The sequence below is a fragment of the Thermus arciformis genome (assembly GCF_900102145.1).
GTDB lineage: Bacteria > Deinococcota > Deinococci > Deinococcales > Thermaceae > Thermus > Thermus arciformis.
In genome coordinates this window covers 45,000-64,977 of record NZ_FNBC01000007.1, presented here as the reverse complement: position 1 = coordinate 64,977, position 19,978 = coordinate 45,000, and the positions used below count along the sequence as shown (strand labels likewise).

The window sequence follows — 19,978 nt, the reverse complement described above, 5'->3', positions numbered from 1 at the left end:
TCCTTAACGGCTTTTCACCGCCGTCCAGACCTCGTCGTAGATGCGGTTGTTCTTGCCCAGGTCCAAAATGAACTCCAGGCGCCCCAGAAGCTCCTGGGGAGGGTAGATGGCGGGGTTCTTGCGGTCCTCGGGGCGGATGTAGGGAAGGGCCGCCTGGTTGGGCGTGGCGTAGCGGTTGTAGTTGGAAAGCTGGGCGCCCACCTTGGGGTCCAGGATGAAGTTGATGAAGCGGTGGGCCCCTTCAGGGTTCGGGGCTTTGGCGGGGATCATCATGGAGTCCACCCAGAGGGTGGCCCCTTCCTGGGGGATGGCGAAGGCCACCTTGGTGGGGTTCTCGTCCGCGGCCCTCACGGCGTCCCCGTTGTAAACCACGGCGTAGGTGGCCGCCCCGGCCACCACCCGGTTCTTCCCGCCCACGCCCCCTTCAAAGCCCAGGAAGTAGCGGCTCCTCTTGGCTGTGAGAAGCACCTGGCCCGCCTGCTGGACCTGCTTGGGGTCCAGTGTGTTCACCGAGTAACCCAGGTACTTGAGGGCGATGCCCAGCATCTCCCGCGGCGAGTCCATGAGGATGAAGGGGGCCTTGGGTTCCTTGAAGATCGCCCCCCAGGTCTTGGGAACTCCCACCCGGTCCTTGCGGTAGATGAGCCCCGTGGTGCCCCACTGGTAGGCCGCGGAGTAGCGGTTGCCGGGGTCAAAGGGTGGGTTGCGGAACTTTTCCGAGAGGTTCTTCAGGTTGGGGATAAGGGCGTGGTTCAAGGGCTGGACCAGGGCCAGGCGAATAAGGGAGGGCACGTAGAAGTCAGAGGGCACGATGAGGTCGTACTGGCTTACCCCTCCCGCCTGGAGCTTGGCGATCATCTCCTCGTTGGACTCGTAAAGGTCCATGCGCACCTTTAGGCCGGTTTGCTTGGTGAAGGCCTCGAGGATGGCGGGGTCTATGTACTCGGACCAGATGAAAAGGCGAAGCTCCTTCTGCCCGAAGGCAAAGGCCAGACCAAGGACCAAAAGCGCCAAAATCCTCCTCATGCCGACCTCCTCGTAAGCCGCTCTCCTAAGAGCACGAGCACCAGGGTGAGGGAAAACACCAGGGTGGAAACCGCGTGGATCTCGGGGGTTATGCCCCTGCGGGTGGAAGCGTAGATGATGAGGGGCAGGGTCTGGCTGGTGGGCCCGGCGGTGAAGAAGCTGATGACAAAATCGTCCAGGGAAAGGGTGAAGGCCAGCATGGCCCCGGCCACGATCCCAGGGGTCAAGAGGGGCAGAAGCACCCGCCGGAGGTAGTCGGGGTAGGTGGCGTAAAGGTCGCGGGCCGCTTCGTCAAGCTCCTTGGGGAGGCTCCGCAGGCGGCTCATCACCACCAGGGCCACGAAGGCCACCTGGAAGGTCACGTGCCCGATGACCATGGGGAGAAAGCCGGGCTCAAAGAGGCTGGAAACCGCCCGCAGAAAGCCGAAGGCCACCACCAAGGCCGCCGCCAGGATGAGGTCCGGGGTCACCACGGGAAGGTGGAGAATGTCTTCCAAGAAGGCCCGCACCCGCGGAGCAAAGGGGTGCCGCTCCAGGCCCAAGGCGAAGAGGGTGCCGAGCAAGGTGGCCAAAAGGGTGGAAACCCCAGCCAGAAGGAAGGTGTTGCGGGCGGCCTCGAGGATGGCCGGATCCTGCGCCAGGCGGGCGTACCAGCCCAGGGTGAACCCACCCCAGGAAAGTCCGTGGCGGGTCTTGTTGAAGGAGAAGAGGGCCACAGCCAGCATGGGGAGATAAAGGAAGGCCAAAGCGCCCAGGGCGACGGAGGAGGCGACCCAGGAGGTCCTCACGCCAGATCCACCTCCTTCCCGTAGCGGCGGTAGACCCTCAGGGCCAGGAGGGTGAGGAGGATGAGGACCAGGCTCAAGGCCGCCCCGTAAGGCCAGTCCCGCATGGTGTAAAAGGCCTGCTGGATGAGGTTTCCAACCAAAAGGTACTTGGCCCCTCCCAGAAGGTCTGGCACCACGAACATCCCCATGGCCGGGACGAAGGTGAGGATCACCCCCACGGTGAGCCCCGGCAGGGTCTGGGGCAGGACGCCGTGGAGAAAAGCCCGCACCGGCCCCCCGTAAAGATCCTGAACGGCCTCCACCAGGCTCAGGTCCATCCGCTCCACGCTGGAGTAAAGGGGCAGGACCATGAAGGGAAGAAAGGCCGTGACCATGCCCACGTAAACGGCGAAGGCGCTGGGGTAGAGGGCCATCCCCGGCTCCACCAGCCCCAGGGCCGCGGCCAGGCGGGCGAAGGGCATCTCCGGGGCCAGAAGAAGCTGCCAGGCGTAGGTGCGGATCACCAGGTTGGTCCAGAAGGGGATGATGACCAAGGCCAAGAACAGGTAGCGGCGCCTGGGCGGCTGGGCGCGGATGAAAAAGGCCAGGGGATAGGCCAAAAGGGCGCAAAGCAAGGTGGTCCAAAAGGCCACGGAAAGGGTGCGAAGGAGGGCCAGCAGGTTATCCAGGCTGAAGCCCAAGACTCCAAACCCGAGAAGCCTCCGGTAGTTCTCCAGGCTGAAGGTCCAGACCACCTCCCCGAAGGCCCCCCGCTCGGCGAAGGAAAGGGGGATGAGGAGGAGACCGGGCAGGACGAGGAAGGCCAAAAGCCAAAGAAGTCCAGGCATCACCAGGGCAAGCCCTCGCCGCACCAGGCTTCCCTTGGTGGTCAGCTCCCCGTACCAGACCACCACCTTACTCATGGAGGACCACCAACCCCCCCAAGGAAAGGCGCACGTGGACCTCCTCCCCGGGCACCACGCGCAAAGCGGTGCGGGCCCGCAAAGGGGGGTCCAGGAAAACCTCCAGGTAAGCCCCCCGGTACACCACCTCCCGCACCCTGGCCCTGAAGGTCTCCGGAACGGGCTCCTTGTGAAGCTCCACCCGCTCGGGCCGAAGGGCCAAGGTCCCCTCCTCCCAGGGCACCTGGAGGGGGAAGAAGCCAAAGGGGGTCTCCACCCCCTCCCCCACCCTCCGGGCCGGGATCAGGTTGGCCACCCCCAGGAACTCCGCCACGAAGCGGGTTCGGGGCCGTTCGTAGACCTCCTCGGGGGTACCCACCTGCAAAAGCCTTCCCGCCTCCATGACCCCGATCCGGTCCGAGACCGCCATGGCCTCCTCTTGGTCGTGGGTGACGAGGATGAAGGTGGCCTGGAGGCGCCTTTGCAGGTTGCGAAGCTCCACCTGCACCTCGGCCCGCAGTTTGGCGTCCAAGGCGGAAAGGGGCTCGTCCAGGAGGAGAACCTCGGGCTCGTTCACCAGGGCCCGGGCCAGGGCCACCCGCTGCTTCTGCCCCCCGGAAAGCTGGTGGGGATAGCGGTGAACCAGGCTCTCCAGGTGGAGAAGGCCCAAGGCGTACTCCACCTTGGCCCGCACCTCGGCCTCCGGGAAGCGGCGGCTCCGGAGGCCGAAGGCCACGTTCTCGTACACGGTGAGGTGAGGGAACAGGGCGTAGTTCTGAAACACGGTGTTCACGGGCCGGAGGTGGGCGGGAAGCCCCGTGAGGTCCCGCCCCCCCAGCAGGATCCGGCCCTCGTCCGGGACCTCAAACCCTCCTATTAGGCGAAGCAGGGTGGTCTTGCCGCACCCCGAGGGGCCGAGGAGGGTGAAGAACTCTCCCCGGTGCACCTCCAAGGAGACACCCTTCAATACCTCCAGCTCCCCAAAGCGCTTGCGCAGGCCCTGGAGGATCAGCCCCGCCGTCGCCTTCCCCTGGGCCTCGTCCACCGCATCACCCCGGGGGCGGGCCGACCTTCTTGAGGCGCCAAAGCCCAAAAACACGTCCCCTCCGCTTCACAAAGCCTCGGCCAGGGCGGCTTCCAAGCGCCCAAGGCCTTCCGCCACTTCCTCCAAAGAGGCCGTCAGGGGCACCAGCACCCGGATCACGTTGCCGTACATCCCCGCCTTGAGGAGAAGGAGCCCCCGCTCCCTGGCCCTCTCCAAGAGGCGCTGGGCGAGCTCGGGGAAGGGCTCCTTGGTCTTGGGGTCCCGCACCAGCTCCATGGCCACCATGGGGCCAAGCCCCCGCACCTCCCCTATCTGGGGAAAGCGATCCTGTAAGGCAAGAAGGCGCCGCCAAAGCTCCTCCCCCAAGGCCCGGGCCCGGTCCAGAAGCCCCTCTTCGCGGAACACGTCCAGAACCGCCAGGCCGGCGGCGCAGGCCAGAGGGTTGCCGGCGTAGGTGCCCCCAAGGCCCCCAGGCTTAGGGGCGTCCATCGCCTCCGCTCGCCCCACCACCCCGGAAAGGGGAAGCCCCGCGGCCACGCTCTTGGCGAAGGTCAAGAGGTCCGGGACCACGCCGCTGTGCTCTATGGCCCACATCCTCCCGGTGCGCCCGAAACCGGACTGGATCTCGTCCGCCACCAAGAGGATGCCGTGGCCTTGGGTAAGCTCCCGCACCGCCCGAAGGTACTCGGGGGAAAGAGGAATGAACCCCCCTTCTCCCAAAACCGGCTCCAGGATGAGGGCGGCGACCCGCTCCGGGTCCACCTGGGTGCGAAAGAGCTCGTCTAACCCCTCCAAAGCCATCCCGTCGGACACCCCGCGGTAAGGGTAAGGGGCCGGGGCGTGGTAGACCTCGGGGGCGAAGGGGCCAAAGTTCTGCTTGTAGTAAGAGGCCTTCCCCGTGAGGGACATCCCCAGAAGGGTGCGTCCGTGAAAGCTGTGGGTAAGGGCCACCACCGCCGGCCTTCCCGTGTAGGCCCGGGCGATCTTCACGGCGTTTTCCACCGCCTCGGCCCCGGTGGTGAGGAAGAGGGTCTTCTTGGGGAACTCCCCCGGAGCAAGGTGGGCGAGGCGCTCGGCCAGCCGGACGTACCCCTCGTAAGGGGCCACCTGGAAGCAGGTGTGGGTGAAGCGCTCCAGCTGCGCCTGGACCGCCTGAAGCACCCGGGGATGCCCGTGCCCCACGTTCATCACCCCGATGCCCCCGGCGAAGTCCAGATACTCCCTGCCGTCCACATCCCAAAGGCGCGCCCCCCGGGCCCGGGCCACGAACACGGGGTGGGCCTGGGCCACCCCCCGGGGCACGTACCGCTCCCTGAGCTGCCAAAGGGCTTGGTTGCGCGAGTCCACCAGGGCCACCTTGCCTCCTTTGGAGAACCAGGGTACGCCTCGAGGAAGGGCCAGGGAATGGACAAAGCGAACAAAACGCCTCAGGGTTCTTTGTGCTCCAGTGACCAAACGCGCGCGGCCAGCTCCAGGAGGAAGCGGTCCTCCGGGCTCCCCAAGGAAAGGCCCAGGCGCTCCCCCACCCGGCGCAGGCGGTAGCGCAGGGTGTTCAGGTGCACCCCCAGGGCCCGGGCCGCCTCCTGGTGGCGGAAGCCCGCCCGAACCCAGGCCAGGAGGGCCGCCCGCTCCTGGGGCCGGAGGCTTGCCAAGAGGGCCAGGAGTTCCCGGCGGGCCTCGAGGTCCCCCTGGAGGAAGCGGGGCACCAGGTGGGCCTCGTACACGTAAACCCCCGGGGTGGGGAGGCAAAAGAAGCGCTCCACCTCGGCAAGGGCCGTGGAAAGCTCCTGCGCAGGATGGGCCCGGGAGAAGTAAAAGGCCCAGGGGCGGGCGAGTTCCCGGACGAAGGCCTCGGGGTCCAGCCTCTCGGGAAGGAGAAAGCGCACCTGGTTGAGGCTCGCCGAGACCACCGCCCCCGCCCCCTTGCGCCGCAGGAGATCGCGGACCTCCCCCAAGGCCCGCTCCCGCTCCTGGAAGCCGCGCTGGCTCAAGGGGAGGTCCAAGGGCAGGAGGGCCACCCCCAGGCGGTACCGCAAGCCCAGGTCCAGACCAAAGGCCAAGGCCCGCTCCGGGGTCAGGGCCTGGCGCCGCCCCTCCAACAAGGCGTCTAAAAAGGCGTACCCGAGCCTCGCCTCCTGCTCCGCCAGGGCCCGCTGGTGGGCCAGGATGAGCCCCGCCACCAAGGCAGCGTTTTCCAGCATCTGCACGTCCAAATCCTCCACGGCCCCCTCCAGGACCAGGTACCCTCCGGGCTCCCGGCCCTGGGGCACGGGCACGGCGAACCCCCCCTCCTTGGCTTCGGCCCAGCGCACCTCCTTGCCCAGAAGCTGGGACAAGCGGGCGAGGAAGGAGGCCAGGTCCTCCCGGGCCAAAAGGGAAGCCATGAGGGCCCGGTGCAGCACCTGGACCCTCTCCTGCACCTCCAGCTGGCGGGCGAGAAGCCTCCGCAGGACCTCCTCCACCACCTGGGCGAAGGGAACCTCCCAGGGAAGCTCTAAGACCGCAACCCCCTCCTGGGCCAGGACCTCTAAGGCCGCCCGGGGAAAGTTCTCAAAGAACTGGGGCACGGCCAGGACCACCCCGGCGGGCCCCGCCCGGGCGAGGGCCTGGGCGAAGAGGCGGAGGGCGCCCTCCTCCCGCGGCCAGGCGTACCCCGTGGAGAGGACCAGCTGCCCCTCCCGCACCCAGGGGGCGGGCTCGGGCACGTCCACCACGTGCACCCAGGTCACCAACCGCCCCAGGTCCCCGGCGAGGGGGCGGGCCCGGGAAAGGGAGGGAAGCCGCAAAAGCTCGCCCAAGGGAAGCCCGGGCATCCTATCCCTCCTGGCACACCTCCAGGGCCCGGAGGCGGTTCGCCGCCCCCCCGAGCTCCAAGAGGCGCACCTGGGAAAGCTCGGGGGCCTCCTCGAGGGCGAAGAGGTCCTCCAGGGCCAGGGCCCGCTCCACCAGGGCCTTGAGGGGGAGCTTTCCGTCGGCCAGGCCTTGCATCCTCCGGAAAAAGGCCCCGATGGCCCGCACCTGGGCGTGCTCAAAGAGGTCCAGGGCGGAGAGGTCCACCACCTCCTCCCCGTAGAGGAGTTCCCGGAGGCCCCGGCCCTTCACCCGCGCCTTCCGCCCCCGCCTGGGGTCAAAGCTCCCGGGCAAGGGGGCGCGGGAGACCACCCGCAAGGGGTAGCGGGGCTCGCCGAAGGCCCGGCCCGTGGGGTGGGCCCGGGCGATGGCCTTCGCCTCGGCCGTCACCTCCCGGGGGCGGTAGGCCTCCATGAGGACCACGGTGTCCGCCAGGTCCAGGTAGTCCCCCACGCCCCCCACCACCAGGACGAGGCTCACCCCGAGGGCCTTGAAGTCCCCCACCCGGTCCAGGAGGGGGGTGAGGGTCTCCCGCCGCACCAGGGCCTGCATCCGGGCGTCCCGCACCAGGAGGTTGGTGGCGGAGGTGTCCTCGTCCAGGAGGAGGACCCGGGTGCCGAGCTCCAGGGCCTCGAGGAGGGCCGCGGCCAGGCTCGTGGAGCCCGAGGCGTCCTCCGTGGAGAAGAAGGCGGTGTCCTGGCCCAGGGGAAGGTCGTGGACGAAGGGCCTCAGGTCCACCCCCTTCACGCTCCGCCCGTCCTCGGACTGGACCCTCTGGGCGAGGGGGTCCGTCACCACCCACTCCCGCCCGTCCCCCGGCACGTGGGGAAAGACCCCGTGGACCAGGGCCTCCAGGAGGGTGGTCTTGCCGTGGAAGCCGCCCCCGGTGATCAGGGTGAGGCCCCGGGGAAGCCCCATGCCCCACACCTCCCCGGCGTGGGGCGCGCGGAAGGAAACCCTTAGGGAAGGGGGGCTCTGGAAGGGCACCGCCCCCTGCAGGGGCCTCTGGCTCACCCCGCTTTCCCGGGGAAGGACGCTCCCCTCCCCCACGAAGGCCACCAGGCCCTGCTCGGGGAGGCGCTCCTGGATGAAGGCGAAGTCCTCCGCCTGGCGCACGTGGCGGAGAAGCCCCCCCTCGTCCAGGTCCTGGAGAAAACCCAGAAGGTGCTCCTCCAAGGCGCGGAAAAGCCTCGCCGCCTCCTTGCCCAGGATGCGCCGGCCCTGGGCGGGAAGCCCCAGGCGGAAGCGGAGGAAAAGCCCCGCCTCCTTCAGGTGGGCCCCGGAGCGCCCAAGCACCTTGGGGCTTTCCACGGCCACGTGCACCTCCCCCGAGTGGCCGCTCCCCAAGGGGCGGGAAAGGGCCCGAAGCCGGGCCTTGAGGCTCCGGAGGAGGAAGTCCTCCACCGCCACCCGCCCCTCGGGGCGGGCGTAGACCCGAAGCCGCTTTAGGGCCTCCCGGGGGTAGCGCACCTCCAAGACGCTGGGGGCGGCAAAGGGGTCCCCTTGCACGTGGACGAAGCGGAGGGCGAAGCCCTCGGCCTGCCAGACCCCCTTGAGGTCCTTGTAGAAGGGGTAGGGGCGGCCCTCGAGGGAGGCCAGGAGGCGAAGCAGGTCCTCGTAGCGCCGCACCCCTCTAGCCTACCTCCACCTCCACCCGCCTCAGGGCCCGGGAGAGGCGTTCCACCCCTTCCAAAAACTCCTCCTCCCGGATGGTGAGGGGCGGGGCCACGATGAGGACGTTGTGCTTGGCCAAGAGGTAGACCCCCTCCTGGAAGAGGGCCTTCAGGAGGGCCTGCATGGCGGGACTAAAGGGGGCGTGCCAGGGGGAAAGGGGCTCTTTGCTGGCCCGGTCCTTCACCAGCTCGAGGCCGTAGAAGGCCCCAAGCCCCCGCACCTCCCCCACCAGGGGGTGGGCCCTTTGCAGCTCCTCCAGGGCGGAGCGGAAGAAGCCCTCCATGGCCCGGGCCCGCTCCCAAAGCCCTTCCTCCCGGTAGGCCTCGAGGGCGGCAAGCCCCGCGGCCACCGCCAGGGGGTGGCCCGCGTAGGTGTGCCCCGTGGGGAGGGGCACCTCGTCAAAGGCCTGGGCGAGCCCCTCCCGGAGGAGCACCCCGCCCAAGGGCACGTAGGCCGAGGTCACCCCCTTGGCGAAGGTGATGAGGTCCGGCACCACCCCGAAGCGCAAAGCGGCGAAGGCCGCCCCCACCCGGCCAAAGCCCGTCATCACCTCGTCAAAGACCAGGAGGATCCCGTGGCGGTGGCAAAGCTCCCGCACCCCCTGGAGGTAGCCCTCCGGGTAGACGATGACCCCGTTGGAGCCCACCACGGGCTCCAGGAAGATGGCCGCCACCCGCTTGGGGTCCTCGTGGAGGAGGACCCTCTCCAGGTGGTCCAGGGCCCGCGCCACCTCCTCCCGGGGGTCTTCCGTGTAGAAGGGGCTCCGGTAGGGGTAGGGGGCGAAGAAGTGCACCACCCCGGGGATGGCGGGCTCGGCGGGGAAGCGGCGGTTCTCCCCGGTGAGGGCCGCCGCGCCGTGGGTGGCCCCGTGGAAGGAGCGGTAGGCGGCGAGGACCTTGAAGCGGCCCGTGAGGTGGCGGACGAACTTCAAGGCGTCCTCGTTGGCCTCGGTGCCCGAGGGGGTGAAGAAGACCCGCCCCCCCTCGGGCCAAGGGGCCAGCTGGGAGAGGGCCTCGGCGAGGAGGGCCCGCTTGTCGTGGAAGAGGCTCGGGGCGGCGTAGGCCAGGGTGGCGGCCTGTTCGGCGATGGCCCGGGCCATCCGGGGGTGGCCGTGGCCCAGGTTCACCGCCACGAGCCCCGCGGAAAAGTCCAGGTAGCGCCGCCCCCTTTCGTCGTAGAGCCAAACCCCCTCCCCCCGCACCACGAGGGGAGGGTCCAGGGGCTTCTGGGCCTGCCAGGGGGTGAGGACCCGCTTCCGGTGGAGGGCCTTGAGGTCCATTTGCCCCGATTATAGGGCCCTTTGGCCCCGGGCCGGGCTTGACAAGTATTTGAAAATGACTTATCACTATTGACATGAGCCTTCCGCGCGCCCTTTGGACCCTCGGCTTCCTCCTGGTGCCCGCCCTGGCCCAGGTGCGGGTGGCGGCCACCACCCCCATCCTGGCGGACCTGGTGCGGCAGGTGGGGGGAGGCCGGGCCGAGGTGGTGGCCGTGGTCCCCCCAGGGGCCGACCCCCACACCTTTGAGCCCACCCCTTCCGTGGCCAAGGCCCTGGCCCAGGCGCGGCTCCTCTTCGCCAACGGGCTTGGCCTCGAGCCCTTCCTCCCCAAGCTCCTTCCCCTCTTGCCCAAGGGGGCCCGGGTGGTGAAGCTCGGGGAAGGCCAGCCGGACCTCATCTGCGATGGGGAAGAGCATGAGGACCACGACCACGGCCCCTGCGACCCCCACCTGTGGCTGGACCCCACCTACGCCCTGCGCTACGCGGAAAGGATCCAACGGGAGCTTTCCGCCCTGGACCCGGCGGGCCAGGCCCAGTACCGGGCCAACCTGGAGCGCTTCCGGAAGGAGGTGGAGAAGCGGGACCAGGCCTTCCGCGCCTGCCGCCTCCAGGGGGTGAAGGTGGTGGCCCAGCACGACGCCTTCCGCTACTTCGCAAGGCGCTACGGCCTGGTGGTGGTGGGGGTCTTGAGCCATGGGGGGGCCCAGGAGGTGGGGAGCAAGGGCTTCCTCGCCCTCCTGGAAAAGGCCGGGAAGGAAGGGGTGAAGCTCGTCCTCGCCGAGCCCCAGTTCCAAGGGAGGGCCCTGAAGACCCTGGCCGAGGCCATCGGGGCCCGGGTGGCGGTCCTCTACACCGACACCCTGGACGCCCGGGTAAAGGGCTACCTGGACCTCCTGGACCACAACCTGAAGGCCCTTTGCCCATAATGGGGGCATGGGCTTCAAGGAGATCTTCGGCGCCCTGCCCGAGGCCAGCGCCCAGGCCCCCGGGCGGGTGAACCTTTTAGGCGAGCACACGGACTACCAGGAAGGCTACGTCCTCCCCACCCCCCTCCCCTACTTCACCCGGGTGGAGGCGGGAAGGGCCAAGGGCCGGGTGGAGGCCTACAGCGAAAACCTGGGGGAGCTCCGGGCGAGGCCCCTGGAAAGCCCTCCCCAGGGGGACTTCCTGGACTACCTCTTGGGGGTGGTCTGGGCCCTTAGGGAGGCCGGGCACGGGGTGGAAGGGGCCCGGTTCTACGTCCGAAGCGACCTCCCCATGGGGGCGGGGCTTTCCAGCTCCGCCGCCCTCGAGGTGGCGGCCTTAAGGGCCCTCCGCACCCTCCACCGCCTCCCCCTCTCCGACCTGGAGGTGGCCCGCCTCGCCCAGAAGGCGGAGGTGGAGTACGTGGGGGTCCGGTGCGGGATCATGGACCAGATGGCGGCGAGCCTGGGCCAGCCGGGGCAGGCCCTCTTCCTGGACACCCGCACCCTGGCCTACGAGAACCTTCCCCTTCCCCCGGGGGTGCGGGTGGTCGTCTTGGACCTGGGGCTTGGGCGCCGCCTGGCGGAGGCCGGGTACAACCAGCGTCGCCAGGAGGCGGAGGAGGCGGCGAGGCGCCTCGGGGTGCGGAGTCTAAGGGACGTGGCCGACCTCTGCCTGGTGGAAAGCCTTCCCCCGCCCCTGGACCGGCGGGCCCGGCACGTGGTGAGCGAGAACCTGAGGGTCCTCCGGGGGGTGGAGGCCTTAAGGCGGGGGGACGCCCGGGCCTTCGGGGAGCTCATGACAGCGAGCCACCGCTCCCTGGCCCAGGACTACGAGGTGAGCCTCCCCGAGCTGGACCGCCTGGTGGAGGCGGCCCTAAAGGCCGGGACCCTGGGGGCCAAGCTCACGGGGGCGGGGTTTGGGGGGGCGGTGGTGGCCCTCGTGGAGGAGACCCGGTGGGAGGCCTTCCGGGAAGGCCTCTTCCGCTCCTTCCCCGGGCTTAGGATTCTCTAGAGGTAGACTGGGGGCATGGAACAACCAAGCCTCCTTCCCCTCCTGGACGAGCGCCTACCTCTCACGGAGGAAAAGGTGGCGGAGGCCGCCCGCCTGGCCGGGGTGCCCTTGGCCCAGGCCTGGGGGGTGGTGGCCTACTACCCCCGCTACCGGGGCCTGCCCCAGGGGCGGCTTCTGGTGGACGACCCCGTGGCCCGGGCCAGGGGGTTTTCCCGGCTTCGGGAGGAAGCGGAAGGCACCTATCCCCCCTTGGGCCTCGAGGCCCTCTCCCCCGTCTACCTGCGCTTCACCGAAAAGGGGCGCTTTCTGGAATGGGAGGGGCGGTGGGTGCCCTTTAGGGAGTTCCGCCTCCCCTTCGCCCTGGGCCGGGGCCACGGGCTCCTTCCCCCCGAGCCCGCCCCCACCCTGGCCCAGTACCTGGCCCTGGGGGGGCTTGGGGGGCTTCGGGCCTGGAAGGGGGGCCTGTTGGATCCGGGCAAGGTCCTGAAGGCGGTGGAGGAGGCGGGTCTCTTGGGCCGGGGCGGGGCGGCCTTCCCCACCCACGTGAAGATGCGGGCCGTGGCCCAAGGGCAAGCCCCCAAGTACCTGGTGGTGAACGCCGACGAGTCCGAGCCCGGCAACTTCAAGGACCGCTTCCTCCTGGAACACCACCCCTTCCTGGTCCTGGAAGGAGCCCTCCTCGCCGCCTTGGCCGTGGGGGCGAGCCGGGTCTACCTCTACGTGCGGGAGGAGTTTGAGGCGGCCATCCTGGGCCTGGAAAGGGCCATCCGGGAGCTGGAGGAGGCGGGTTTTCTTTTCGTCCCCACGGAGGTCTTCCGAAGCGGCGGGCTTTACATCTGCGGGGAGGAGACCGCCCTTTTGGAGTCCATGGAGGGCAAGCGGGCCGAGCCCCGCTTAAAGCCCCCCTTCCCCGTGGAGCGGGGGCTTTGGGGGAGGCCCACCCTGGTGCAGAACGTGGAGACCCTGGCGAACCTTCCCCTCCTCCTCCGGGAAGGCCCCGAGGCCTGGCGCCGGAAAGAGCCCAAGCTCTTCTCCATCAGCGGGGACGTGGCCCGGCCCGGCCTCTACGAGCTCCCCCTGGGCACGCCCCTGGGGGAGGCCCTGAGGCGGGCGGGAGGGGAGCCCGAGGCCCTTCAGGCGGTGCTCCTGGGCGGGGCCGCCGGGGTCTTCACCCGGGACTGGGACCTCCCCTTGGCCTACGGGGGCAGGCTCCCCCTGGGGGCCGGGGCCATCGTGGCCTTCGGGAAGGACGTGGACCTCTGGGAGGTCCTGGAGGGGCTGGCCCACTTCTTCCAGGAGGAGTCGTGCGGCAAGTGCTTCCCCTGCCCCCTGGGCACCGCGGTACAGGTGGGGATGGTGAGGCGGCGGGAGCGGGACCCTTCCCTCCTCCAGGACCTGGCCGCCACCTTGAGGGGAAGCCTCTGCGGCCTGGGCCAGTCGGCCTTCTGGGCTTACCGAAGCCTGTTGGAGGTGGAAGGTGCGGCTTAAGGTGAACGGGAAGGAAGTGGAGGCCAAGGAAGGGGCCCTCCTCCTGGAGGTGGCCCCGGTCCCCACCCTCTGCCACCACCCCCACACGGAGACCCGGGGGGTTTGCCGCCTCTGCCTGGTGGAGGTGAACGGCCGCCTGGCCCCCGCCTGCGCCACGGAGGTTCGGGAGGGGATGGAGGTGCGCACGGACACGGAGGGGCTAAAGGCCCTGCGCCGGACCCTTTTGGAGTGGCTTGCCCTCACCACCGACCTCTCCTTGGCCCCAGGGCTCCTGGGCCTGATGGCGGCCTACGGGGCCGAGCCCGGGCGCTGGAAGGAGGCGCCCAGCCGGCGGGGACGCCCCCCCATCCGCGACAACCCCTTCTTCCTGCGGGACTACGCCAAGTGCGTGAACTGCCGCCGCTGCGTGGACGCCTGCGGGGACGGGATCATGGGGGTCTACGCCCTGACCCTGGCGGGAAGGGGCCTCCAGGCCCACCCCACCACCCCCCTGGACCGTCCCCTGCCGGAAACCCCTTGCGTCTTCTGCGGCAACTGCGTACAGGTCTGCCCCACGGGGGCCCTTAGGCCCCTGGCCTTGGAGGTGGGATGATGCGCACCACCTGTCCCTACTGCGGCGTGGGCTGCCAGGTGGAGCCCGAGGTGAGGGAAGGCCGCGTGGTCCGGGTCCTGGCCCCGGACCTCCCCCCCAACCACGGGGCGCTTTGCGTGAAGGGCCGCTTCGGCCTGGACTTCCCCTTCTCCGGAAAGCGCCTCCTTTACCCCATGGTGCGGGAAAGGAAGGGGGCCCCCTTGCGCCGGGCCACCTGGGAGGAGGCCTTGGACTTCGCGGCGGGAAAGCTCCTGGAGGTCCTCAGGCGGAAGGGCCCGGGGGGGATCGCCGTCTTCCCCTCGGCCAAGACCACCAACGAGGAGGTCTACCTGGCCCAGAAGCTGGCCCGGGCCCTCCTTTCCACCCACAACGTGGACCACTGCTCCAGGCTCTGCCACTCCTCCTCCACCGCCGCCCTGAGCCGCTCCTTGGGCGGGGCCAGCATGACCAACCCCATAGAGGACGTGTGGAAGACGGACCTCTTCCTGGTGGTGGGCTCCAACACCACCGAGACCCACCCGGTGATCGCCGCCATGATCAAGAAGCGGGTGCGCCAGGGGGCCAGGATGATCGTGGTGGACCCGCGGTACACGGGGATGGCCGAGGCCGCCACCCTGTGGCTCAGGGTGCGGCCAGGCACGGACGTCTTCCTCCTGAACGCCATGGCCCGCTACCTCCTGGAGGAGGGCCTTTGGGACCGGGCCTACGTGGAGGCCCGCACCGAGGGGTTCGCAGAGTGGCGGGCCTCCCTGGAGGGGTACACCCTCGAGGCCGCCCAGGAGGTCACCGGGGTGCCCAAGGAAGGGATCGCCGAGGCCGCCCGCCTCTACGCCACCACGGAGCGGGCCGGGGCCTACTGGGCCATGGGGGTGACCCAGCACACCAAGGGCACGGCCACCGCCCAAGCCCTGGTGAACCTGGCCCTCCTCACGGGCAAGGTGGGGAAAGAAGGGGCGGGGCTCAACCCCTTGCGGGGCCAGAACAACGTCCAGGGGGCCGGGGACATGGGGGCCCTGCCCGACGTCTACCCCGGCTACCTCAGGGTGGCCGAGGAGGGGCCGAGGCGGCGTTTTGAGGCCCTCTGGGGCGTACCCCTCCCCGAGGCCCCGGGCCTGCGCATGACCGAGGTCTTCGCCGCCATCCCCGAGGTGGAGGCCATCTACCTCATCGGGGAGGACCCCGTGACCAGCGAGCCCTACCAGGACCACGTGAAGGAAAAACTCCTGGCCCTCCCCTTCCTGGTGGTCCAGGACATCCTGGAAAACGAGACCACCCCCTTCGCCGACGTGGTCCTGCCCGCGGCGAGCTTTTTGGAAAAGGAAGGCACCTTCACCAACACCGACCGCCGGGTGCAGCGGGTGCGGAAGCTCCTAGACCCCCCGGGGGAGGCCCGGCCCGACTGGTGGATCACCCAGGAGCTGGGGAAACGCCTGGCCCAGGCCCTAGGCCGCCCTTGGCCCACCTATCCCGGGCCCGAGACCATCTGGGAGGAGGTGCGGCGGGCCATTCCCGAGATGGTGGGCGGGATCTCCTACGCCCGCCTCGAGGCCCAAGGGGTGCGCTGGCCCTGCCCGGAGGAGGGGCACCCCGGGGAGGCGGTCCTCTTCCGGGAGGGCTTCAACACCCCCACGGGCAAGGCCCGCTTCTTCCCCGCCCCCTATACCCCCCCGGCGGAGACCCCCTCCCCGGACTACCCCCTCACCCTCTCCACCGGCCGGGTCCTCTTCCACTGGCACGGTGGGACGCTGAGCCGCAACAGCCAGCTGAACCAGGCCTACCCCGAGCTCAAGGTGGAGGTGAACCCCATAGACGCCAAACGGCTTGGCCTCGAGGACGGGGAGCCCGTGTACGTGGTGAGCCGGAGGGGGCGGATCAGGGCCAGGGCCTGGGTCACGGAGCGCACCCCGGAAGGGGTGGTCTACGCCCCCTTCCACTTCGCCGAGGCTCCCGCGAACCGCCTCACCCTGGACGCCCTGGACCCCGTAAGCCGCATCCCCGAGTACAAGGTGAGCGCCGTGCGCCTGGAGAAGGCCGACTAAACGGCGGGGAAGGCGAAGGTCTCGTAGCCCAGCTCGGCCACGGCGAACCAGCGGTAGAGCTCGTTCCGGAAGGCCCAGTAGGCGGAGTAGACCTTCTTGTAGGTGGCGTCCTTGGCCGCCTGCTCCTCGTAGAGGGCCTGGGCCTCCTGCAGGGCCTTCCGCAGGATCTCGTTGGGCCACTTCCTGAGGCGCACCCCCGCCTTGAGGAGGCGCTGGAGGGCCGGGGGGTTTTGCGCGTCGTACTTGGCCATCATGGTGAGGTTGACCTCCGCCGCGGCCACCTGGAAGGCCTCCTGGAACTCCTTGGGCAGGCGGGCCCACTCCCGCTGGGAGACCAGGAAGGAGAGCTGGGCGCTGGGCTCCCAGAAGGAGGGGTAGTAGTAGTACCTGGCCACCTTGTAGAAGCCCAGCTTCTCATCGTCGTAGGGGCCGGAGAACTCCGTGGCGTCAATGGTGCCCCGCTCCAAGGCGGGGTAGATGTCCCCGGCGGCCAGGGTCTGGGGCACCACCCCAAGCCTCCCCATCACCAGGCCCCCGAGGCCAGGGATGCGCATCCTGAGGCCCTTGAGGTCGGCGAGGCCCTTGATCTCCTTGCGGAACCACCCCCCCATCTGGGCCCCGGTGTTGCCCCCGGGGAACTGGACCACCCCGAAGTCGGCGTAGACCTCCCGGAGGAGCTCAAGCCCCCCACCCAGGAGCATCCAGGCGTTGTGCTGCCGGTAGGTCATGCCGAAGGGCACCCCCCCGTCAAAGGCCAGGGCCGGGTTCTTGCCCACGTAGAAGGGCCCGTAGGTGTGCCCCGCCTCCACCGTGCCCTGCTGCACCGCGTCCAGCACCTGCCCCCCGGGAACGATCTCCCCCGCCTGGTAGACGCGGATCTGGAAGCGCCCCCCCGTGAGCTCCGCTACCCTCTTGGCCAGGTCCTCGGCCCCGCCATAGAGGGTGTCCAGGCTCCTCGGGTAGCTGGAGACGAGCCGCCAGCGCACCTGGGGGCTCGCCTGGGCAAAGGCCCCGTAGGAAAGGCTCGCCGCCACGCCCACGCCAAGACCCTTGAGGAAGCTCCTCCTTTTCATAGGTTTCCCCCTTCCCCCCCAGTATAGCCAAGGAGCCGCTGCAGCTGGGCCAGGAGGGCCTGGCCCTCAAAGGGCTTGCCCAAGAAGGCCTGGGCCCCGGCCCTCAGGGCCTCCTCCTGGCTTTGGGCGGAAACGCTCGCGGAAAGGGCCAGGATGGGGATGGGGCTCCGCTCCCGGACCTTGCGGATGACCTCGAGGCCGGAAATCCCCGGCATCACCAGGTCGCAGATCAGGAGGTCGTAGCCCTCCCCGAAGCGCTCCAGGGCCCTCTGGCCGGAAGGGGCCCAGTCCACCTGGTGGCCCGCCCGTTCCAGGAGGCGCCGCACCATGTGGGCCACCAGGGGCTCGTCCTCAACGAGGAGGATGCGGGCCATACAAGGGTAGGATAACCCGGAAGAGGCTTCCCCTGCCCTCCTCGCTTTCCACCTCTATCCGCCCCCCGTGGGCCTCCACGATGTGCTTGGAGATGAAAAGGCCAAGCCCGGTGCCGGAAACCCCCCGGGCGCGGGCGTTTTTGGCCCGGGCGTAGCGCTGGAAAAGCCGGGGAAGCTCCTCCTTGGGGATGCCGGGGCCCGTGTCCGCCACCTCCAGGAAAAGCTCATCCCCCACCCGCCTGGCGGAGAGGGTGACCCTCCCCCCGGGCGGGGTGAACTTGAAGGCGTTGGAGAGGAGGTTTCCCACCACCTGGACGATGCGGTCCGGGTCCACCTCCACGAGGGGGAGCTCCTCCAGTTCCACCCGGAACTCCACCCCGGAAAGCCGGGCCACCCCCTGGAAGCTCCGGGCCAGGTCCAGGAGGAGGGGCTTAAGGTGCACGGGGCGCCGGGAGATCTCAAAGCGGCCCGCCTCGAGGCGGCTTGTGTCCAGGAGGTTGTCCACCATGGTCTTGAGGCGGAAGGCGCTTTCCATGATGAGCTCCACGGACTCCTGGGCGCTTGGGGAAAGGGCCTCCTCCTGCAAGAGTTCCGCCAGGCCCATGATCACCGCGAGGGGGGTGCGGAGCTCGTGGCTCACCGCGGCGATGAACTCCCCCTTGACCCGGTCCGCCTCCAGCCTGGGCCTGAGGTCCCTCAAGTCCACCACCACCCCCCCCACCCTGGGGTCCTGGAGGAGGTTCCGCCCCCAGGCCTCCATGGGGATGGGGGTGCCGTCTTTGTGGAGGACCCGGAACTCCCCGGTGAGGGTGTGCCCCGGCTGGGAAAGGAGCTCCCCAAGCAGGGCTTCCGCCTTGGGCCGGTCCTCCGGGTAGACGAAGTCCAAGGCCTTCACCGGGGCCTCCTTGTACCCCTCGGGCTCGTAGCCCAAAAGGGTGCGCACGCTGGGACTCGCGAAGCGGATGAAGCCTTCTTGGTCCAGCACGTAGACCACGTCCTGGGAGTGCTCCAGAAGGGCCTTCAGGCGCTCCTCCTCGGCCTCCAGAAGGGCCAGGAAGCGCCCCTTCTCCAAGACCAGGGCGAGGAGGGTGGCCACCTGCCCCAGGCGGTGGAGGAGCCTCTCGGAAAAGCGCCGCCCCTGGCGGTAGCCAAGGAGGAGGGCCCCCCGGAACCCTTGCGTCCGGAAGGGGACCACGAGGGCGCTCTTTAGGCCCAAGGCCTCCGCCAGGGCGCAGTCCTCTGGGGCCAAGGCCTCCACCCCCAAGGGGGCCTCCTCCCCCAGGGCCCGCTCCAGGAGGTTGGGCCGGGGAAGCTCTTCGGGAAGGGCACAGGTGCTGTAGAGCACCTCCCCTTTCCCCCCGCTTTCCGCAAGGAGCACCCCTTCCTGGGCGGCGAAGAGGGCCAAGAGCCGATCCACGATGGCCCGGCCCAAGGAGGGAAGGTCCCGCTGGCGGAGGGCCTCCTGGGCCACGTCCACCAGGGCCTGGGTGAAGGCCACCTGGTCCCTTAGAGCCCGCTCCATGCGGGTGCGCTCGGTGATGTCGTGGAGGACCAAAATCCTCGCCTCCCCCACCTGCCGCCCCCGCACGCTGTAGGTGGCCCCGCCCAGGGCGAGCTCCAGCCTCCCCCCTTCCAAGGCGGGGGCCAAGGCGGCGGGAAGGTCCTCCAAGGCCACCTCCGCCCCCAAGCCCAAGGCCTCCCGGGCCCGGCCGTTGGCGAAACCCCGCTCACCGAAAAGGACCACCACGCCGTCGGGAAGCTCCTCCAGGACCTGGGAAAGCCGGGTCCTCTCCGCGGCCAGGGCTAAGGAGAGGCGGGTCTTTTCCCGGTAGAGCTCGGCGTTGCGGAAGGCCACCCCCGCCGCCCCGGCCAGAAGCTCCAGGTAGCGCACCTCTTCTTCGGAAACGGGAGGCCCTCCGGGCCCGTGGTCCACGGCCAAGACCCCGAGGACGGCCTCCTCGGCCACCACGGGCACGAAGGCCACGGTGGGCCCCATCCCCTGGGCCACCCCAGGGGGAAGGGCCTCCCGGGGCACCAGGAGGCTTCGCCGCTCCCGGGCGGCCCGGGCCATGGGGTCGGGGGAGGAGGCCAGGGCGAGGTGAAGGGCGCTTTTCCCCTCGGTCCAGAAGACCTGCCTTCCCTTCACGGTGAGGTGGCCGAGGAGGCTCTCCCCCCGCACCAGGGCCACGGTGGCCCGGTAAAAGCCAAGGCGCTCCACCAGGGCCCGGGCCAGGGTCTCCAGCACGGCGTTGGGGTCCAGGGCCCGGGCCACCTCGCGGGTGAGGGCGCTCACGTGGGCCAGGGCCTCCACGTGCCGGGAAAGGCGGGCCAGGGCCTGGTTCCTCTGGGCGAAGAGCTCCCCATTCTTTAGGGCCAAGGCGGTGAGCTGGGCGAGGAGGGGGAGAAGGGGCTGGAGGGAGGGGGGAACCCCTTCCAGGGCCAGCACCCCCTTGGCGGCGAACCGGGGGCAGGAGGGGCAGACCAAGGGGCGGCTTTCCCGGGTGGCCCGGGGGCGCTCGGCGCAGCGGCTTTCGGGGTCGGCCCAGCAGAAGGAGGCCTCCTCGCCCACCACGGGAAGAAGCCACTCCTCCCTAAGCTTCAAGGGCCCCTCGGCGAAAAAAGCCTCCTGCACCGGCCCCTTGGCGTAGAGGGGCAAGGCGATGGCCGAGACCGTGTAGTGCCGCCCCCGCCCCGAGGCCACCTCCCCCACGAGCTCCCGGGTCTCGGGGTGGTAGAGGAAGAGGGCCGCCCGCTCCACCCCCTCCTCCGTGGCCACCTCCAGGAGGTTCCGGAGGATCTGGGTGGGCTCGAGGTCCTTGAGAAGCGCCCGCTGAAACCGGGCCAGGACCTCCATCTGCCCCACAAGCCGCATCTTGCCCCAATGGTAGCATG

The 19,978-nt window shown here is 69.6% G+C and carries 16 protein-coding genes; 5 read left to right on the top strand and 11 right to left on the bottom strand.

Annotation, left to right across the window (positions count from 1 at the left end; genetic code table 11):
* Positions 1-3: 3 nt before the first annotated feature.
* The 8 genes from BLP62_RS04210 to BLP62_RS04175 all read right to left on the bottom strand — a co-directional run bounded on the left by BLP62_RS04210 (position 4) and on the right by BLP62_RS04175 (position 9,543).
* Complete coding sequence (locus BLP62_RS04210) at positions 4-1,026, bottom strand: polyamine ABC transporter substrate-binding protein (protein ID WP_093006173.1); 1,023 nt, start codon at positions 1,024-1,026, stop codon at positions 4-6.
* Positions 1,023-1,751 carry an ABC transporter permease gene (locus BLP62_RS04205; RefSeq protein ID WP_277621186.1) on the bottom strand — a complete coding sequence of 243 codons (729 nt, stop codon included), beginning with the start codon at positions 1,749-1,751 and terminating at the stop codon, positions 1,023-1,025. The genes BLP62_RS04210 and BLP62_RS04205 overlap by 4 nt, the downstream gene beginning before the upstream one ends.
* Before the next feature lie 59 nt (positions 1,752-1,810).
* On the bottom strand, positions 1,811-2,716 hold the full coding sequence (locus tag BLP62_RS04200) for an ABC transporter permease (protein WP_093006169.1): 906 nt from the start codon (positions 2,714-2,716) through the stop codon (positions 1,811-1,813).
* Positions 2,709-3,740: an ABC transporter ATP-binding protein gene (locus BLP62_RS04195; protein WP_093006167.1), complete on the bottom strand. Its 1,032-nt coding sequence runs from the start codon at positions 3,738-3,740 to the stop codon at positions 2,709-2,711. Before BLP62_RS04195 ends, BLP62_RS04200 begins: the two co-directional genes overlap by 8 nt.
* Before the next feature lie 66 nt (positions 3,741-3,806).
* Positions 3,807-5,096, bottom strand: a complete 1,290-nt coding sequence (gene gabT / locus BLP62_RS04190; protein ID WP_093006165.1) for a 4-aminobutyrate--2-oxoglutarate transaminase — start codon at positions 5,094-5,096, stop codon at positions 3,807-3,809.
* Positions 5,097-5,167: 71 nt separating this feature from the next.
* The gene (locus BLP62_RS14320) at positions 5,168-6,553 is read right to left on the bottom strand and encodes a PucR family transcriptional regulator (protein ID WP_093006163.1); all 1,386 of its coding nucleotides are present in this window, start codon (positions 6,551-6,553) and stop codon (positions 5,168-5,170) included.
* 1 nt (position 6,554) lies between these two features.
* Positions 6,555-8,219 carry an ABC-ATPase domain-containing protein gene (locus BLP62_RS04180; protein ID WP_093006161.1) on the bottom strand — a complete coding sequence of 555 codons (1,665 nt, stop codon included), beginning with the start codon at positions 8,217-8,219 and terminating at the stop codon, positions 6,555-6,557.
* Between the two features lie 4 nt (positions 8,220-8,223).
* Positions 8,224-9,543 carry an aminotransferase class III-fold pyridoxal phosphate-dependent enzyme gene (locus BLP62_RS04175; protein ID WP_093006159.1) on the bottom strand — a complete coding sequence of 440 codons (1,320 nt, stop codon included), beginning with the start codon at positions 9,541-9,543 and terminating at the stop codon, positions 8,224-8,226.
* A gap of 74 nt (positions 9,544-9,617) precedes the next feature.
* Between BLP62_RS04175 and BLP62_RS04170 the strand changes: the two genes are divergently transcribed.
* Genes BLP62_RS04170 through fdhF form a run of 5 tightly spaced genes read left to right on the top strand, consistent with a single transcriptional unit; the run spans position 9,618 to position 15,639 of the window.
* Positions 9,618-10,469, top strand: a complete 852-nt coding sequence (locus BLP62_RS04170; RefSeq protein ID WP_093006156.1) for a metal ABC transporter substrate-binding protein — start codon at positions 9,618-9,620, stop codon at positions 10,467-10,469.
* A gap of 7 nt (positions 10,470-10,476) precedes the next feature.
* Complete coding sequence (gene galK / locus BLP62_RS04165; RefSeq protein WP_093006154.1) at positions 10,477-11,520, top strand: galactokinase; 1,044 nt, start codon at positions 10,477-10,479, stop codon at positions 11,518-11,520.
* A 15-nt stretch (positions 11,521-11,535) separates the two neighbouring features.
* Positions 11,536-13,008, top strand: coding sequence for an NADH-ubiquinone oxidoreductase-F iron-sulfur binding region domain-containing protein (locus BLP62_RS04160; RefSeq protein WP_093006152.1), 1,473 nt, complete (start codon positions 11,536-11,538; stop codon positions 13,006-13,008).
* Positions 12,998-13,600, top strand: a complete 603-nt coding sequence (locus BLP62_RS04155; RefSeq protein WP_093006150.1) for a 2Fe-2S iron-sulfur cluster-binding protein — start codon at positions 12,998-13,000, stop codon at positions 13,598-13,600. The genes BLP62_RS04160 and BLP62_RS04155 overlap by 11 nt, the downstream gene beginning before the upstream one ends.
* Positions 13,600-15,639, top strand: a complete 2,040-nt coding sequence (gene fdhF / locus BLP62_RS04150; RefSeq protein WP_093006148.1) for a formate dehydrogenase subunit alpha — start codon at positions 13,600-13,602, stop codon at positions 15,637-15,639. Before BLP62_RS04155 ends, fdhF begins: the two co-directional genes overlap by 1 nt.
* Here fdhF and BLP62_RS04145 read toward each other — a convergent pair.
* The 3 genes from BLP62_RS04145 to BLP62_RS04135 are packed head-to-tail and all read right to left on the bottom strand — an operon-like array spanning position 15,636 to position 19,958.
* Complete coding sequence (locus BLP62_RS04145; protein WP_093006146.1) at positions 15,636-16,712, bottom strand: TRAP transporter substrate-binding protein; 1,077 nt, start codon at positions 16,710-16,712, stop codon at positions 15,636-15,638. The two genes, fdhF and BLP62_RS04145, sit on opposite strands and share 4 nt — an antisense overlap.
* Complete coding sequence (locus tag BLP62_RS04140) at positions 16,709-17,086, bottom strand: response regulator (RefSeq protein ID WP_093006144.1); 378 nt, start codon at positions 17,084-17,086, stop codon at positions 16,709-16,711. Before BLP62_RS04140 ends, BLP62_RS04145 begins: the two co-directional genes overlap by 4 nt.
* Positions 17,064-19,958: an ATP-binding protein gene (locus BLP62_RS04135; protein WP_093006142.1), complete on the bottom strand. Its 2,895-nt coding sequence runs from the start codon at positions 19,956-19,958 to the stop codon at positions 17,064-17,066. Before BLP62_RS04135 ends, BLP62_RS04140 begins: the two co-directional genes overlap by 23 nt.
* Positions 19,959-19,978 lie beyond the last annotated feature (20 nt).

Coding starts and splice junctions, on each gene's coding strand:
- BLP62_RS04160 (WP_093006152.1), top strand. CDS start 11,536: ATGGAACAACCAAGCCTCCTTCCCCTCCTGGACGAGCGCCTACCTCTC.
- BLP62_RS04145 (WP_093006146.1), bottom strand. CDS start 16,712: ATGAAAAGGAGGAGCTTCCTCAAGGGTCTTGGCGTGGGCGTGGCGGCG.
- fdhF (WP_093006148.1), top strand. CDS start 13,600: ATGCGCACCACCTGTCCCTACTGCGGCGTGGGCTGCCAGGTGGAGCCC.
- BLP62_RS04200 (WP_093006169.1), bottom strand. CDS start 2,716: ATGAGTAAGGTGGTGGTCTGGTACGGGGAGCTGACCACCAAGGGAAGC.
- BLP62_RS14320 (WP_093006163.1), bottom strand. CDS start 6,553: ATGCCCGGGCTTCCCTTGGGCGAGCTTTTGCGGCTTCCCTCCCTTTCC.
- galK (WP_093006154.1), top strand. CDS start 10,477: ATGGGCTTCAAGGAGATCTTCGGCGCCCTGCCCGAGGCCAGCGCCCAG.
- BLP62_RS04140 (WP_093006144.1), bottom strand. CDS start 17,086: ATGGCCCGCATCCTCCTCGTTGAGGACGAGCCCCTGGTGGCCCACATG.
- BLP62_RS04210 (WP_093006173.1), bottom strand. CDS start 1,026: ATGAGGAGGATTTTGGCGCTTTTGGTCCTTGGTCTGGCCTTTGCCTTC.
- BLP62_RS04135 (WP_093006142.1), bottom strand. CDS start 19,958: ATGCGGCTTGTGGGGCAGATGGAGGTCCTGGCCCGGTTTCAGCGGGCG.
- BLP62_RS04175 (WP_093006159.1), bottom strand. CDS start 9,543: ATGGACCTCAAGGCCCTCCACCGGAAGCGGGTCCTCACCCCCTGGCAG.
- BLP62_RS04205 (WP_277621186.1), bottom strand. CDS start 1,751: ATGCTGGCTGTGGCCCTCTTCTCCTTCAACAAGACCCGCCACGGACTT.
- BLP62_RS04170 (WP_093006156.1), top strand. CDS start 9,618: ATGAGCCTTCCGCGCGCCCTTTGGACCCTCGGCTTCCTCCTGGTGCCC.